This is a genomic window from Pedococcus sp. P1_H8, assembly GCF_056405175.1.
The window spans coordinates 151,419-166,927 of sequence record NZ_JBFUCP010000001.1 but is presented as its reverse complement, the minus strand read 5'-3'; the positions used below and the strand labels follow the sequence as shown (position 1 = coordinate 166,927).

Annotated in this window: 14 protein-coding genes; all 14 read left to right on the top strand. The window is 70.2% G+C overall.

Going from position 1 to position 15,509, the window contains the following annotated elements:
- Positions 1–77 precede the first annotated feature (77 nt).
- Complete coding sequence (gene hisI, locus AC1DYG_RS00800; RefSeq protein WP_477637997.1) at positions 78–443, top strand: phosphoribosyl-AMP cyclohydrolase; 366 nt, start codon at positions 78–80, stop codon at positions 441–443.
- Positions 440–1,993 carry an anthranilate synthase component I gene (locus AC1DYG_RS00795; protein WP_477637996.1) on the top strand — a complete coding sequence of 518 codons (1,554 nt, stop codon included), beginning with the start codon at positions 440–442 and terminating at the stop codon, positions 1,991–1,993. The genes hisI and AC1DYG_RS00795 overlap by 4 nt, the downstream gene beginning before the upstream one ends.
- Positions 1,990–2,604, top strand: coding sequence for a Trp biosynthesis-associated membrane protein (locus tag AC1DYG_RS00790; protein ID WP_477637995.1), 615 nt, complete (start codon positions 1,990–1,992; stop codon positions 2,602–2,604). The genes AC1DYG_RS00795 and AC1DYG_RS00790 overlap by 4 nt, the downstream gene beginning before the upstream one ends.
- Positions 2,605–2,658: 54 nt before the next feature.
- Positions 2,659–2,919, top strand: coding sequence for an HGxxPAAW family protein (locus AC1DYG_RS00785; protein ID WP_477637994.1), 261 nt, complete (start codon positions 2,659–2,661; stop codon positions 2,917–2,919).
- Positions 2,920–3,040: 121 nt separating this feature from the next.
- The gene (gene trpC / locus AC1DYG_RS00780) at positions 3,041–3,832 is read left to right on the top strand and encodes an indole-3-glycerol phosphate synthase TrpC (RefSeq protein WP_477637993.1); all 792 of its coding nucleotides are present in this window, start codon (positions 3,041–3,043) and stop codon (positions 3,830–3,832) included.
- The gene (gene trpB / locus AC1DYG_RS00775) at positions 3,829–5,100 is read left to right on the top strand and encodes a tryptophan synthase subunit beta (RefSeq protein ID WP_477637992.1); all 1,272 of its coding nucleotides are present in this window, start codon (positions 3,829–3,831) and stop codon (positions 5,098–5,100) included. Before trpC ends, trpB begins: the two co-directional genes overlap by 4 nt.
- On the top strand, positions 5,097–5,915 hold the full coding sequence (gene trpA, locus AC1DYG_RS00770) for a tryptophan synthase subunit alpha (RefSeq protein ID WP_477637991.1): 819 nt from the start codon (positions 5,097–5,099) through the stop codon (positions 5,913–5,915). Before trpB ends, trpA begins: the two co-directional genes overlap by 4 nt.
- A 2-nt stretch (positions 5,916–5,917) precedes the next feature.
- Positions 5,918–6,493 (top strand): DoxX family protein, encoded by a 576-nt coding sequence (locus AC1DYG_RS00765; protein WP_477637990.1) that lies wholly within the window; start codon positions 5,918–5,920, stop codon positions 6,491–6,493.
- Entirely contained in the window at positions 6,490–7,269 is a 780-nt protein-coding gene (locus tag AC1DYG_RS00760) for a DsbA family protein (protein ID WP_477637989.1), read from the top strand. The genes AC1DYG_RS00765 and AC1DYG_RS00760 overlap by 4 nt, the downstream gene beginning before the upstream one ends.
- A 103-nt stretch (positions 7,270–7,372) precedes the next feature.
- Positions 7,373–7,768, top strand: a complete 396-nt coding sequence (locus AC1DYG_RS00755; protein ID WP_477637988.1) for a hypothetical protein — start codon at positions 7,373–7,375, stop codon at positions 7,766–7,768.
- Between the two features lie 135 nt (positions 7,769–7,903).
- A complete protein-coding gene (locus AC1DYG_RS00750; protein WP_477637987.1) occupies positions 7,904–8,491 on the top strand; it encodes a hypothetical protein in 588 nt (195 codons plus the stop codon).
- 17 nt (positions 8,492–8,508) lie between these two features.
- Positions 8,509–9,366 (top strand): prolipoprotein diacylglyceryl transferase, encoded by an 858-nt coding sequence (gene lgt, locus AC1DYG_RS00745; protein ID WP_477637986.1) that lies wholly within the window; start codon positions 8,509–8,511, stop codon positions 9,364–9,366.
- A 138-nt stretch (positions 9,367–9,504) separates the two neighbouring features.
- On the top strand, positions 9,505–14,049 hold the full coding sequence (gene gltB, locus AC1DYG_RS00740; RefSeq protein ID WP_477637985.1) for a glutamate synthase large subunit: 4,545 nt from the start codon (positions 9,505–9,507) through the stop codon (positions 14,047–14,049).
- On the top strand, positions 14,042–15,496 hold the full coding sequence (locus AC1DYG_RS00735) for a glutamate synthase subunit beta (protein WP_477637984.1): 1,455 nt from the start codon (positions 14,042–14,044) through the stop codon (positions 15,494–15,496). Before gltB ends, AC1DYG_RS00735 begins: the two co-directional genes overlap by 8 nt.
- The last annotated feature ends 13 nt before the right edge of the window (positions 15,497–15,509 follow it).

Here is a 15,509-nt window from a genome sequence, read left to right as displayed (position 1 = left end):
AGGCCGCGACCGGCGCCCCAGTCGCTCGGGCGTGGGCACCCCCGCAGCGTCTGGGACCGGCACGGCAGAATGGCCGGGTGACCTCGCCTGCAGTGCTCGACCCCGCCATCGCCGCGCGTCTCAAGCGGGACGCGCAGGGGCTCGTGGCGGCCATCGTCCAACAGCACGACACCGGTGAGGTGCTCATGCTCGGCTGGATGGACGACGAGGCGCTGCGACGCACCCTGGGCGAGGGGCGCGTGACGTTCTGGTCGCGCAGCCGGGGCGAGTACTGGCGCAAGGGCGACACCAGTGGTCACGTGCAGCGCGTGCGCTCCGTGGCGCTCGACTGTGACGGCGACGCGCTGCTGGTGCGGGTCGACCAGGTGGGCGCCGCCTGCCACACCGGCGACCGGACCTGTTTCGACGCCGGCGACCTCGACGCCCGGGTGGGGGAGCCGTGACCGACGTCAGCCCCGACCTGTCGTTCGGCACGACCTGGCCGAGCCTCGAGACCTTCCAGATCCTGGCCAAGGACCGCCGCGTCATCCCGGTCGTGCGCCGGTTGATGGCCGACGCCGAGACGCCCGTCGGCGTCTACCGCAAGCTCGCCAAGGATGCTCCCGGCACCTTCCTGCTCGAGTCGGCCGAGCACGGCGGCGTCTGGTCGCGCTACTCCATCGTGGGGGCGGCGAGCCGGGCGACCTTGACGGAGAAGGACGGTCAGGCCCACTGGGTGGGGGAGCCGCCCGTCGGGGTGCCCACCGGCGGCAGCCCCCTGGATGCGTTGCGCGACACCGTCGCCGCCCTCGCGACCGAGCCGATCGAGGGCCTGCCGCCCCTCACGGGTGGCATGGTCGGCGCCATCACGTATGACGCGGTGCGGCGCTGGGAGCGGGTGCCGGACACTCTTCCCGACGAGCTGGGCCTGCCCGAGATCTCGATGATGCTCGCCACCGATCTCGCGGTCCTCGACCACGCCGACGGCTCGGTGCTCCTCGTCGCCAACGCGGTCAACTACGACGCGACCGACGAGCGGGTCGAGGACGCCTGGGCGGACGCAGTCGCGCGCCTCGACGTGATGTCCGCAGACCTCGCCGCCCCCGCGCCGAGCACAGTGGCGACGGTCGACCGCGATGCCTTCCAGCGGGCCCGGGACGAGGTGCGCAGCAACCTCACCCAGGCGGACTTCGAGGAGATGGTCGAGCAGGCCAAGGAGGACATCCGGGCAGGTGAGGTGTTCCAGGTGGTCCTGTCGCAGCGGTTCTCGACACCGTGTCGCGCTGACGCCCTCGACGTCTACCGTGCGCTGCGCTCCTCCAACCCCAGTCCCTACATGTACCTCCTGCGACTCCCGGCCGGTGACGGCACGGCATACGACGTCGTCGGCTCGTCGCCCGAGGCGCTGGTCAAGGTGACGGGTCGGCGCGCCATCACCCACCCGATCGCGGGCTCACGTCCGCGGGGCAAGACTCCGGAGGACGACCAGCGGCTCGCCGAGGACCTGCTCGCCGACCCCAAGGAGCGGTCCGAACACGTCATGCTCGTGGACCTCGGGCGCAACGACCTGCAACGCGTCTGCGAGGCGGGCACCGTCGACGTCGTCGAGTTCATGAACGTCCGTCGCTACTCCCACGTCACGCACCTGGAGTCCACGGTCGTGGGCGACATCCGCCCTGAGCAGTCGGCCTACGACGTCCTAGTTGCCACTTTCCCTGCCGGCACCCTGTCCGGGGCGCCGAAGCCGCGCGCCCTCAGCCTGATCGAGCACTACGAACCCAGCCGCAGGGGGGTCTACGGCGGGGTGGTGGGCTACCTCGACTTCCACGGCGACCTCGACATGGCGATAGCCATCCGGACCGCCGTCATCAAGGACGGCGTCGCCCACGTGCAGGCGGGCGCGGGGATCGTGGCTGACTCCGTGCCCACGGCCGAGTTCGAGGAAACCGTCAACAAGGCGGCGGCTGCCTTGCGCGCCGTGGCCACGGCCGCGGCCCTCAGGACCGTGCAGTGACCTCTTCACGCGCGATGGCCGCGCGGCTGACGTCAAAGCTCTCCGTCGTGCTGGTGGCCCTCCTCGGCTCCGGCGTCCTGCTGTCCAGCGGCGGCCGGGTCTGGGTCAGCGGCACCGTGAACGACGCCGTCCTGGGAGCCAGCCGCATCTCCGGCACCGGGAGCGAGGTCGCCTCCGGCGTCGTCGCCCTCGCTCTGGTGGGTGCGGCCGCCGCCCTCGCGAGCGCCACCAGCGGCCCCGTGGTCCGCCGGGTCACCCTCGTCGTGCTCGCGCTCGCAGGGGTGGCCGAGGGCTTCGTGGCGGCTCGAGTTGGCCTGGCGCCCGAGAGCTCGCTCGGAGCCGTCGCCGCGAAGGCGGCAGGGCGCACCGGTTCCATCGAGACCCATGCCACGGCCACGGCCTGGCCCTGGGTCTGCGTCGTGGCATCGGTGCTGCTCTGCGTGGCAGCCGTGGCGGGGTGGGTCGGGGCGGGCAGGTGGCGCGGACTCGGGGCCCGCTACGAGGCGCCGTCCACATCCGCGGGAGCACGTGGACAGCGGGTCGCCACTGACTGGGACCGGCTCGACGCAGGCGACGACCCGACGGTGCGCGACGAGGCCACGAGCACCTGACAGAATGGGCGCCGAGCCCACGCCAGACCACGACGACCAGCAGGAGCCACCCCCATGGCAGAGCACGAGATCCACGAAGAAGACCACGGCCACAGCGTCGCCGCCTGGACGGCCGTCGTCATCATCCTCGTCGGGTCTGCCGTGGCGTCCCTGGCCGTGGTGGTGACCAACACGGCGTTGTTCGTCATCGGCCTGGTCATCTGCGCCCTGGGCGCGGTGGCGGGCAAGGTCCTGTCGATGGCGGGTTACGGCGCCGTCACGGTTGACGGGCCGGACGCCCCGGAGAGCACCAAGCCCGAGGTCGGCATCAACTGACGAGCCAGCCAGGTGCGGGCTGCTCGGTTCACCGGCTGACCGCCCAGTACGCCTCCTGAGTGACCGGTCCACCGGCTGACCCGGGCAGGGACCACCCAGTTCCGCTGGATAGCCTGTCGGCATGCCCACCGTGCTCGACGACATCGTTGCCGGCGTCCGAGAGGACCTCGCCGCCGCCCAGGCCGTCGTCCCGCGCTCCCGGATCGAGGAGCTGGCGGCTGAGGCCGCCCCTTCGCTCGACGCGGAGACCGCCCTGCGTCGCCCCGGACTGGCCCTGATCGCCGAGGTCAAGCGGTCCAGCCCGAGCAAGGGAGCCCTGGCGACCATTGCTGACCCGGCGGGTCTTGCCGCCGACTATGAGTCCGGTGGTGCGACGGCCGTGAGCGTGCTCACCGAGCAGCGCCGTTTCAACGGCTCGCTCGCCGACCTGGACGCCGTGCGCAGGGCCGTGCGGATCCCGGTGCTGCGCAAGGACTTCATGGTCGAGGACTACCAGCTGTTCGAGGCACGCGCCCATGGTGCCGACCTCATCCTCCTCATCGTCGCCGCTCTCGCCCAGGAAGACCTGGTCCGCATGCAGGGCCTGGCCCACGACCTGGGGATGACCGCGCTCGTCGAGGTCCACGACGAGGAGGAGACGCGTCGCGCCGTCGATGCCGGGGCCACCGTCGTCGGCGTCAACGCCCGCAACCTCAAGACCCTGGCGGTCGACCCCGACACCTTCGGTCGGCTCGCCCCCTTGATCCCGGACACCATCGTCAAGGTGGCGGAGTCGGGAATCGCCGGCCCCGCTGACGCGGCCCGGTTCGCCGGCGAGGGCGCCGACGCGGTCCTCGTCGGCGAGGCACTGGTGCGGGGCAGCGACCCCCGCCGCGCGGCATACGAACTCATCGCGGCGGGAGCCCCATCATGACCGACCTGACCCCCGAACCCCTGGCCCGGCCGGGCCGCTTCGGCGAGTTCGGTGGCCGCTATGTCCCCGAGGCGCTGATCCCGGCGCTGGAGGAGCTCGACGAGGCCCGCCGCAAGGCCATGGTCGACCCCGAGTTCATGGGCGAGCTGGAGCGACTGCACCGCACCTACACCGGGCGTCCGAGCATCATCACCGAGGTGCCGCGGTTCGCCGCGCACGCGGGGAACGCCCGGATCATCCTCAAGCGCGAGGACCTCAACCACACGGGCTCCCACAAGATCAACAACGTGCTCGCCCAGGCGCTGCTGACCAAGCGGATGGGCAAGACCCGCGTCATCGCCGAGACCGGCGCCGGCCAGCACGGGGTCGCCACGGCCACAGCGGCGGCGCTGATGGGCCTCGAGTGCGTGATCTACATGGGCAAGGTCGACACCGAGCGGCAGGCTCTCAATGTCGCCCGCATGCGGATGCTAGGCGCCGAGGTCATCGCCGTCCCCACGGGCAGCGCCACCCTCAAGGACGCCATCAACGACGCGTTGCGCGACTGGGTCACCAACGTCGGCAACACCCACTACATCCTCGGCACCGTGACCGGGCCGCACCCGTTCCCCGAGATGGTCCGCGACTTCCACCGGGTCATCGGGGTCGAGGCGCGCGCCCAGGTGCTCGACCTCACCGGGCGGCTGCCCGACGCGGTCATCGCCTGCGTGGGCGGCGGGTCCAACGCGATGGGGATCTTCCACCGCTTCATCGACGACGCGGACGTCCGGCTCATCGGGATCGAGGCCGGGGGAGCGGGCATCGAGTCCGGACGGCACGCCGCGCGGTTCGCGGCCAGCTCGCCGGGGGTGCTGCACGGCACGTTCAGCTACCTCATGCAGGACGACGACGGCCAGACCCTCGAGTCGCACTCCATCTCCGCGGGGCTGGACTACCCGAGCGTCGGACCGGAGCACGCCCACCTGCGCGACACCGGACGGGCCGAGTACCGCTACGCCACCGACGACCAGACGATGAAGGCATTCGAGCTGCTCTGCCGCACCGAGGGCATCATCCCCGCGCTCGAGTCGGCCCACGCCCTCGCGGGTGCGCTCGAGGTCGGCCGCGAGCTCGGTCCCGAGGCGCTGCTGCTGGTCAACCTCTCGGGTCGCGGCGACAAGGACATGCACACCGCTGCGGAGTACTTCGGCCTCCTCGAGGGCGAGGCGATCCCGGGCGGCACGGCCGACGAACCACGGGCCGAGGGCGACGGGAGGGCCCAGCTGTGAGCCCCACGACCACGGGCATCGGGGTCGGCCAGGTCCTCGAGCAGTGTCGTGCCGAGAACCGTGCCGCGTTGGTGGGCTACCTCCCCGTCGGCTTCCCGTCGGTCCGGGGCTCGATCGAGGCGATGGTCGCGATGGTCGAGGCGGGCGTCGACATCGTCGAGGTCGGCATCCCCTACAGCGACCCGCTCATGGACGGCCCGGTCATCGCCTACGCGGCGGACCAGGCCCTCAAGCACGGGGTCCGGGTGAGCGACGCCTTCACCGCCACCCGCGCGGTGCGGGACGCAGGAGCACCGCCCCTGGTGATGTCCTACTGGAACCTCATCCTGCGGCACGGCCCGACCGCCTTCGCCCGAGAGCTCGCGGCCGCGGGCGGCGCCGGCATCATCACTCCCGACCTCATCCCCGACGAGGGCGCCGAGTGGATCGCGGCCAGTGACGAGACAGGCCTCGACCGCGTCTTCCTCGTCGCCCCGAGCTCCACCGAGCAGCGCATCGCCGCCGTGACGGCGCAGTGCCGTGGCTTCGTGTATGCCGTGTCGCACATGGGCGTGACCGGCGCCCGGACGTCCATGGGAGACGCCGCGGCGGTGATCGTGGGCCGCACCAAGGCGGTCACCGACAAGCCCGTGTGCGTGGGTCTCGGTGTCTCCGGGGGTTCCCAGGCAGCCGAGGTGGCGGCCTATGCCGACGGCGTCATCGTCGGTTCGGCGCTCGTCCGCTGCCTCACCGAGGCGGACGACCTCGAGGGTGGGATCGCCAGCCTGCGGGCGCTCGTCGGCGAGCTGGCCGAGGGTGTCCGGAGCGGGCGCTGACCGTGACGCTGCTGTCCAACCCGCGGTTGCGCGACGTCGTGGGGCTGCTGGCCCGGTTCGTCCTCGGTGGTGTCGTCCTCGTGGCGGGGCTGCTCAAGGTGGGCCATCTCGAGACCTCGGCGCGGTCGGTTCGGGCCTACCAGCTGCTGCCCTACGACGTCGCTGGCTACCTCGGCTACGGCTTGCCGATCCTCGAGATCGCGGTGGGGGTACTGCTCATCCTCGGGCTCTTCACCCGGTTCAGCGCGGGTGTGGGCGGCGTGCTCATGGTCGTCTTCATCGCCGGGATCGCCTCGGCCTGGGCGCGCGGACTGTCGATCGACTGTGGGTGTTTCGGCCATGGGGGAACCATTGCGGCCTCCCAGACGCAGTACCCCCAGGAGATCGCCCGCGACCTCGGGCTGCTCCTCTGCGCCGCCTGGCTCGTCGTGCGGCCCCGAACGGCTTTCGGCCTCGAGCGGTTCCTGTTCCACGAGGACCACCAAACCGACCAGCACGAGTCCGACCAGCACGAAACCGGCCGGCACGAAACCGAGCAGCGCCGTCCTGACCCGCAGCACGAGAGGCCCCACGCATGACCAGCAGCAGCGCCCGTCGCAAGGCCAAGATCCAGGCGGCAGCGCCCCGGGGGCCGATCCGCAGTGGGGGCAGTGGCGGCCAGAGCGGGGCCAACCGCATCGTGGTGGCCACGGTCGTGGTCGTCGTGGTGCTCGCAGCGGTCATCACGGCGGTCATCCTCGGCAGCCAGGACAAGCAGGCGGCCACGACCGCGGGCGGCTCGACCCTGCCCAAGAACGTCGCCGCCATGGGCGCCGGGATCGTCGTCAACCCCGGTGCCCCGGCGAACGTGCCCACGCTGGACCTCTACGAGGACTTCCAGTGCCCGATCTGCGCACGGTTCGAGGACATCTTCGGGCTGCAGATCGTGGACATGGTCAAGGCGAACCAGATCAGGCTGGTCGCCCACCCGCTGTCGTTCCTCGACGACAACCTGCGCAATGACTCCTCCAACCGGGCGGCGAACGCAGCCGCGTGTGCCACCGACGCCGACAAGTTCCTCCAGTACCACGCAGCGACCTTCCAGGGGCAGCCCGCCAAAGAGGGCGCCGGCTACACCGACGCCCAGCTCAAGCAGTTCGCCGTCCAGGCCGGACTGACCAGCGCGGCCCTGACCACCTGGGACCAGTGCTACGCCGCCAAGTCGCACAACCAGTGGGTCGAGTCGGTGCAGACCCAGTCCGAGAAGGACGGCGTCAACGGCACCCCGACGGTGAAGCTCAACGGCAAGGACGTCGAGCTCACGGGCCTCACTCGCGACAAGCTGGCCGCAGAGGTCAAGGCCGCCACCAAGTAGGGAGCAAGGTCGCCACCGACTAGAACTTTCCAGAAACCTGTGGCTATCTAGTCAGCCATCCTGATATGGTCCATCCATGACTATGAACATGGGGAACCTAGGCATGAACAGGCGTCGACTCGCCTGCAGCGCGGCGATGCTGGCGATTCTGTTCGTGTGCGGCCAGGCGTCATCGGCGGAGGCGTTGGGGTCGGGCAAGTTTCCCTGGCGCGGCGACGACAGCAAGCGCACGACCTACTACTTCTACGGCAGCGGTGGGACGAGCGGGACCCTCGCCTACGCCACGACGAACGCGCCCGGAGCGGCCTGCCTGCTGTACGTCAAGCGGGTCAAGACCTCCATCGCCCTCCCGAACGGAAGCTTCACGAGCCACTCATCGCTTCTGGGTCAGTGCACTTCGGGGGTGGACATCTCGCGCGGTGGGTACTCGGTATTTGCGATCAAGTCCACCCACACGCTGCAGAAGTGGAGCGGCGCCGAGTACAACTACGTCCTCTAGATGCCGCGCGGACATCGTCGCGTGCGGACGGCTGGCGCACCCTGGCGAGTGGCGGTGGTGAGCGTGCTGTTGGTCGGGTCGATCGGTTCGTGCGGGCCGGAGGCTGCTCAGCCGCCCGCGGTGCAGGGGCGTGCCGTGGCGACCTACAGCGACCCCAGCGTCTATCGCGTGGGTCCGTCGGAGCTTCGGCGGATCACCGACGGGCTGGACCCGGACTCGTCCCAGCGGGTCATCCTGGCCGACGGCCGCGTCTCGCGGGCCGAGGTGGAGGACGCCTGGGAGGCCTACACCCAGTGCATGCGTGGAGCCGGCTTCGCCGTGACGACAGCGGTCTGGGACCCGGTCACCAACACCACCCGGATCTTCACCTATGCGCGGGCCGACGCCACGACGGCCACCGCTGTGACCCCTGCGCCGACCACAGGGGTGATGAGCCAGAGCGAGGTCGAGAGGGTCGACGCCTGCGAGGAGAGCTACTGGTTCCCGGTCTCGGCCGTGTATGCCGCCGACGCCCGGCCTCACATGGAGCCGCGTCTGGCGTCCGTCGTCGAGGAATGCATGGTCGGGCGCGGATACGCCGTGCGTGGCATCACCGACTTCGGTGGCATGGTGGGGGCAGCGCGCGGGGAGGCGCGAGGAGAGCGGGTGGAAGCTGGTCGAGACTGTCTCGCGACGGCGTTGGCTGATCTGTATCCCGACCTGCCGTACTACCCCCGCCCCTGACTAGATAGCCTCGAGTTGTGCCCTACTCCCTGCCCAGCCCGACCTCGGGGGTGTGGCACCTCGGCCCGTTCCCGGTCCGGGCCTATGCCCTGTGCATCCTCGCGGGGATCGTCGTGGCCGTCTGGATCACCGGTCGGCGGCTCGTGGACCGCGGTCACGCCAAGGAGAAGGCCGTCGACATCTCCGCCTGGGCGGTGCCGTTCGGCATCATCGGTGGCCGGCTCTACCACGTCATCACCACCCCAGACCCCTACTTCGGTGAGGGTGGCCATCCGCTCAAGGCGCTCTACATCTGGGAGGGCGGACTCGGCATCTGGGGGGCCATCGCGCTCGGAGCGCTGGGGGCGTGGATCGGCGCCCGCCGCCACGGGGTGCCGTTCCTGGACTACATCGACGCGGCCGCTCCCGGGGTGGCGGTGGCGCAGGCCCTGGGCCGGTGGGGGAACTGGTTCAACAACGAGCTCTACGGCCGCGCGACGGACGTCCCGTGGGGGCTGACCATCCACGAGTGGGACCAGTCGGCCGGTCACGCCGTGCGCGACGCGAGCGGCAAGGCAGTGGTGCTCGGCACCTACCAGCCCACGTTCCTCTACGAGTCCCTGTGGTGCCTGCTCCTCGCCCTGGTCCTCGTGCTCGCGGACCGCCGTTGGGCGTTGCGCAAGGGGCAGCTGTTCGGCCTCTACGTCGTGGGCTACCCGCTCGGCAGGATCGTGTTCGAGAAGTTGCGAAGCGACGAGGCCCACGTCATCTTCGGACAGCGGGTCAACGTGTGGACGAGCATCCTGGTCTTCCTGATCGGAGTCGCCATCGTCTGGTTCGGGAGGCGTCGCGAGGTGGCCGTTCCGCCCAAGGTGACGTCTCAGCATACGGAATGAGGGCGCTCACATGGCGGGACAAACGGCACTCGGGCTATCCTTCCTGCAGCCGTGGCCAAGGCCGTCCACGCGCGTGACCTGGTGTGCCCAACTTGGGTTCCACAACGCACTTCTCCCCCCAAGGACGGTGACCCGAACGTGACTTCTGCGCGCTTCTCCGCCCAGCCTGCCGACACGGGCCTCTACCGCCGTGAGTTCGAGCACGACGCCTGCGGGGTCGCCCTCGTGGCGACGATGCGGGGAAGTGCAGGTCACGACATCGTCGACCACGCGCTCACCGCGCTACGCAACCTCGACCACCGCGGCGCCACCGGCGCCGACCCGTTCGTGGGCGACGGCGCCGGCATCCTCACGCAGGTTCCCGACGCCTTCCTGCGCGCGGTCGTGGACTTCGACCTCCCCGTCCAGGGTGCGTATGCCGTGGGCATCGCCTTCCTGCCGGGCGACCAGACCGAGCGTGCCCGGGTCGAGGCCCGGATCGAGGAGCTTGCCGTCGAGGAGGGGCTGACCGTCCTCGGCTGGCGTGACGTGCCGGTGGCCGCGGAGCTGGTCGGCCAGGCCGCGCGCGACTGCATGCCGTTCTTCCGCCAGCTGTTCGTCTCGGCGGCTGTGGGCCGGATGGTGGGCCTCGGCCTGGACCGCCTCGCGTTCTGTCTGCGCAAGCGCGCCGAGCGCGAGACCGAGGTCTACTTCCCGTCGCTGTCGTGTCGCACCCTCGTCTACAAGGGCATGCTCACGACTGGCCAGCTCGAGCCGTTCTTCCCCGACCTGTCCGACCGTCGGTTCGAGACCCAGCTCGCGCTGGTCCACTCGCGCTTCTCCACCAACACCTTCCCCAGCTGGCCGCTGGCGCACCCCTACCGGCTGATCGCCCACAACGGCGAGATCAACACCGTCAAGGGCAACCGCAACTGGATGAGCGCCCGTGAGAGCCAGCTCGAGTCCGACGTCATCCCCGGCGACCTCGACCGGCTGTTCCCGATCTGCACTCCGGAGGCGTCCGACTCGGCGTCCTTCGACGAGGCGCTGGAGCTGTTGCACCTCGGTGGTCGGCCCCTGCCACACGCCGTCCTCATGATGATCCCGGAGGCCTGGGAGAACAACGAGGAGATGGACCCCGCCCGCAGGGCCTTCTACGAGTTCCACTCGACCTTCATGGAGCCGTGGGACGGTCCCGCGTGCGTGACCTTCACCGACGGCTCGCTCATCGGCGCGGTGCTCGACCGCAACGGACTGCGCCCGGGCCGCTACTCGGTGACCGACGACGGGCTCGTCGTGCTGGCGTCCGAGTCCGGGGTCCTGGACCTCGACCCGACCCGGGTGGTCCGCAAGGGCCGCCTCCAGCCGGGACGGATGTTCCTGGTCGACACCGAGCACGGCCGGATCGTCTCCGACGACGAGGTGAAGTCCCAGCTCGCCGCCCAGCACCCCTATGACGAGTGGCTGCACGCGGGCCTGATCCACCTCGACGACCTGCCCGAGCGCGAGCACATCGTGCACACCGCTGCGTCGGTCGCCCGCCGCCAGCAGACCTTCGGCTACACGCAGGAAGAGCTCAAGATCCTGCTCACCCCGATGGCCCGCACCGGGGGAGAGGCCCTCGGCTCGATGGGCACCGACACCCCCATCGCGGTGCTGTCGGACCGTCCGAGGCTGGTGTTCGACTACTTCACCCAGCTCTTCGCCCAGGTCACCAACCCGCCGCTCGACGCCATCCGCGAGGAGCTCGTCACCTCGCTCGGCACCGTGATCGGCCCCGAGGGCAACGCTCTGGCCGCCGGCCCGGCCCACGCCCGCCAGGTCGTGCTGCCGTTCCCGGTGATCGACAACGACATGCTGGCCAAGATCGTCCACGTCAACGCCGACGGCGACCTGCCCGGTTACGCCACTCACGTGGTCCGCGGTCTCTACGACGTGACCGGCGGTGCGGCCGCGATGACGGCGCGCCTCGAGGAGATCTTCGGTGAGGTGTCCGCGGCGATCGCCGAAGGGGCCCGGTTCGTCGTGCTCTCCGACCGTGACTCGGGTCGTGACTACGCGCCCATCCCGTCGCTCCTGCTGACCTCCGCCGTCCACCACCACCTCATCCGCGAGAAGACCCGCACCCTTGTCGGCCTGGTCGTCGAGGCCGGCGACGTCCGCGAGGTCCACCACGTCGCCCTCCTGGTCGGGTATGGCGCGGCCGCCGTCAACCCCTACCTCGCCATGGAGTCGGTCGAGGACCTGGTCCGCTCCGGCGCGATCGACGGCGTGACGCCTGAGCAGGCCGTCAAGAACCTCATCAAGGCGCTCGGCAAGGGCGTCCTCAAGGTGATGTCCAAGATGGGCATCTCGACCGTCGCGTCCTACCGCGGCGCCCAGGTCTTCGAGGCGCTCGGTCTGTCGCAGGAGCTCGTCGACCGCTACTTCACCGGCACGGTGAGCCAGCTCGGTGGAGTGGGGCTCGACGTCCTGGCCGCGGAGACCGCGGCCCGGCACGCCGCGGCATACCCGCCTGACGGGGTCCGCCTCCCGCACCGCAAGCTCGGCGTCGGCGGCGAGTACCAGTGGCGGCGCGAAGGTGAGCCGCACCTGTTCGACCCAGACACGGTGTTCCGGCTGCAGCACTCGACGCGGCAGCGGCGCTACGACATCTTCAAGCAGTACACCGAGCGCATCGACGAGCAGTCCGAGCGGCTGATGACACTGCGCGGCCTGTTCACGCTCGGAGGCGCATCACCTCGCCCCGCCATCTCGATCGACGAGGTCGAGCCGATCAGCGAGATCGTCAAGCGGTTCAACACCGGTGCGATGTCCTACGGCTCGATCAGCCAGGAAGCCCACGAGACCCTGGCGATCGCCATGAACCGGCTCGGTGGTCGTTCCAACACGGGTGAGGGCGGCGAGGACGTCGACCGGCTGATGGACCCCGAGCGACGCTCGACGATCAAGCAGGTCGCCTCCGGACGCTTCGGCGTGACGTCTCTCTACCTCACGAAGTCGGGCGACATCCAGATCAAGATGGCCCAGGGCGCCAAGCCCGGTGAGGGCGGCCAGCTGCCCGGCCACAAGGTCTACCCGTGGATCGCCACGACCCGGCACTCGACGCCTGGGGTCGGCCTGATCAGCCCGCCGCCGCACCACGACATCTACTCGATCGAGGACCTCGCCCAGCTGATCCACGACCTCAAGAACGCCAACCCCGAGGCCCGGATCCACGTCAAGCTCGTCTCCGAGATCGGGGTCGGCACGGTCGCGGCAGGTGTCTCCAAGGCGCACTCCGACGTCGTGCTCATCTCCGGACACGACGGCGGGACGGGTGCCTCGCCCCTCACGTCGCTCAAGCACGCCGGTGGTCCCTGGGAGATCGGCCTCGCCGAGACCCAGCAGACGTTGGTGCTCAACGGGTTGCGCGACCGCATCGTCGTCCAGTGCGACGGGCAGCTCAAGACCGGTCGCGACGTCGTCATCGCGGCGCTGCTCGGCGCGGAGGAGTTCGGGTTCGCCACGGCTCCGCTGGTCGTCAGCGGCTGCATCATGATGCGCGTCTGCCACCTCGACACCTGTCCGGTCGGCATCGCCACCCAGAACCCCGAGCTGCGGTCCCGGTTCTCGGGCAAGCCCGAGTTCGTCGAGACCTTCTTCGAGTACGTCGCCGAGGAGGTCCGCGAGCACCTGGCGGCCCTCGGTTTCCGGAGCATCGAGGAGGCCATCGGCCAGGTCTCGGCCATCGACGCGACACGCGCCGTCAACCACTGGAAGGCAGCTGGCCTCGACCTGTCACCGATCTTCACCGATGTGGAGAGCCCCGACGGCTCGGCCCGCCGCAACACCACGACGCAGGACCACGGGCTCGAGAAGGCGCTCGACCACCACCTCATCACGATCGCCCGCGAAGCCCTCAACGACGGCACCCGGGTCACGGGTGACGTCGCGGTCCGCAACGTCAACCGGACGATCGGCACGCTGCTCGGCCACGAGGTCACCAAGGCCTACCCCGAGGGGCTGCCCGACGACACGATCAACCTCACCCTCAGGGGCTCGGCGGGTCAGTCGCTCGGTGCGTTCGTCCCGCGCGGTGTCACCCTGCGCCTGCTCGGGGACGCCAACGACTACGTCGGCAAGGGTCTCTCCGGTGGTCGGATCGTCGTTCGTCCCGACCGTGCTGCCCCGCTGCAGGCCGAGGCCAACGTCATTGCCGGCAACGTCATCGGCTACGGCGCCACGACCGGCGAGCTCTACCTGCGAGGCCTGGTGGGCGAGCGCTTCTGCGTCCGCAACTCCGGTGCCACCGCGGTGGTCGAGGGTGTCGGCGACCACGGCTGCGAGTACATGACCGGCGGCACGGTCCTCGTGCTCGGACCCACCGGTCGCAACTTCGCCGCCGGCATGTCCGGGGGAGTGGCCTACGTGCTGGACCTCGACCCCGGTCGGGTCAACGCCGAGCTCGTCGACCTGTCCGCCCTGCGGCCCGACGACGAGTCGGTCGTGCGCGAACTGCTCGGCAAGCACGTCGAGTGGACCGAATCCCCTGTCGCCGTAAGGCTGCTGGAGGAGTGGGACACCGCCAGATCGCGCTTCACCCTCGTCCTTCCGCGCGACTACCAGCGCGTCCTGGACGTGCGCGCCGCCGCTGAGGCGGAGGGACTCGACGTCAACGGCTCCGAGGTCTGGGAGCGGATCATGGAGGCCTCCCGTGGCTGACCCCCAGGGTTTTCTCAAGACGCGCGAGCGTGAGCTGCCGGCCCGCCGCCCCGTCCCGGTGCGCATCCGTGACTGGAAAGAGGTCTACGAGGAGCAGGAGCTCGGACAGCTGCAGCGCCAGGCCGGACGCTGCATGGACTGCGGGATCCCGTTCTGTCACAGCGGATGTCCGCTCGGCAACCTCATCCCCGAGTGGAACGACCTGGCTTGGAAGGGCGACTGGCGCGAGGCCATCGAACGGCTGCACGCGACCAACAACTTCCCCGAGTTCACCGGTCGGCTCTGCCCGGCACCGTGCGAGACGGCCTGCGTCCTCGGCATCAACCAGCCCGCCGTGACCATCAAGCAGATCGAGGTCACGACGATCGACCGTGCCTTCGACGCCGGCTACGTCCAGCCCCAGGCCCCCGAACGGCTCTCGGGCAAGACGGTTGCCGTGGTCGGTTCCGGACCTGCTGGCCTCGCAGCCGCCCAGCAGCTGACGCGCGCCGGCCACACGGTCGCGGTCTATGAGCGTGCAGACAAGCCCGGTGGTCTGCTCCGCTACGGCATCCCCGAGTTCAAGATGGAGAAGTCCGTCCTCGACCGTCGAATCGCCCAGATGGAGGCCGAGGGCACCCGCTTCCGCAGCGGGGTCGACGTCGGCGGTGACGTGACCGGCAAGCAGCTGCGGGACCGCTACGACGCGGTGGTCCTGGCCATCGGAGCGACCGTGCCGCGTGACCTCCCCGTCCCCGGGCGCGAGCTCGACGGCGTCATGCAGGCCATGGACTTCCTACCGCCCGCTAACCGGGTGGCGCTCGGTGAGACCGTCGAAGGACAGGTCACGGCCGAGGGCAAGGACGTCATTGTCATCGGCGGTGGCGACACCGGTGCCGACTGCATCGGCACCTCGCACCGCCAGGGTGCGCGCTCGGTCACCAGCCTCGAGATCATGGCCCAGCCGGGGGAGGAGCGCGTGGTTGGCCAGCCGTGGCCGACCTACCCGATGATCTTCCGCGTCGCCTCCGCGCACGAGGAGGGCGGCGACCGCGTGTATGCCGCGTCCACCAAGGAGGTCCTCGGCGAGGACGGCAAGGTGTCCGGCATCCGGGTCGTCGACGTGCGCATGGGCGACAAGGGGTTCGAGGAGGTCGAGGGCACCGAACGCGTGCTGCCGGCCCAGCTGATCCTGCTGGCCATGGGCTTCCTCGGGCCCGAGGGCCCGGGCGTCGTCCAGCAGCTCGAGGTCGAGCTCGACGAGCGCTCCAACATCAGGCGCGACAAGGACTACATGTCGTCCGTGCCCGGTGTCTTCGTCGCCGGCGACGCCGGTCGTGGGCAGTCGCTCATCGTGTGGGCCATCGCCGAGGGCCGTTCGGCCGCAGCAGGAGTCGACCGGTTCCTGACCGGCGACACCGCCCTGCCGCGACCCATCAACCCGAACGACCGCCCCCTGGTCGTCTGACGTCAGGTCTCCC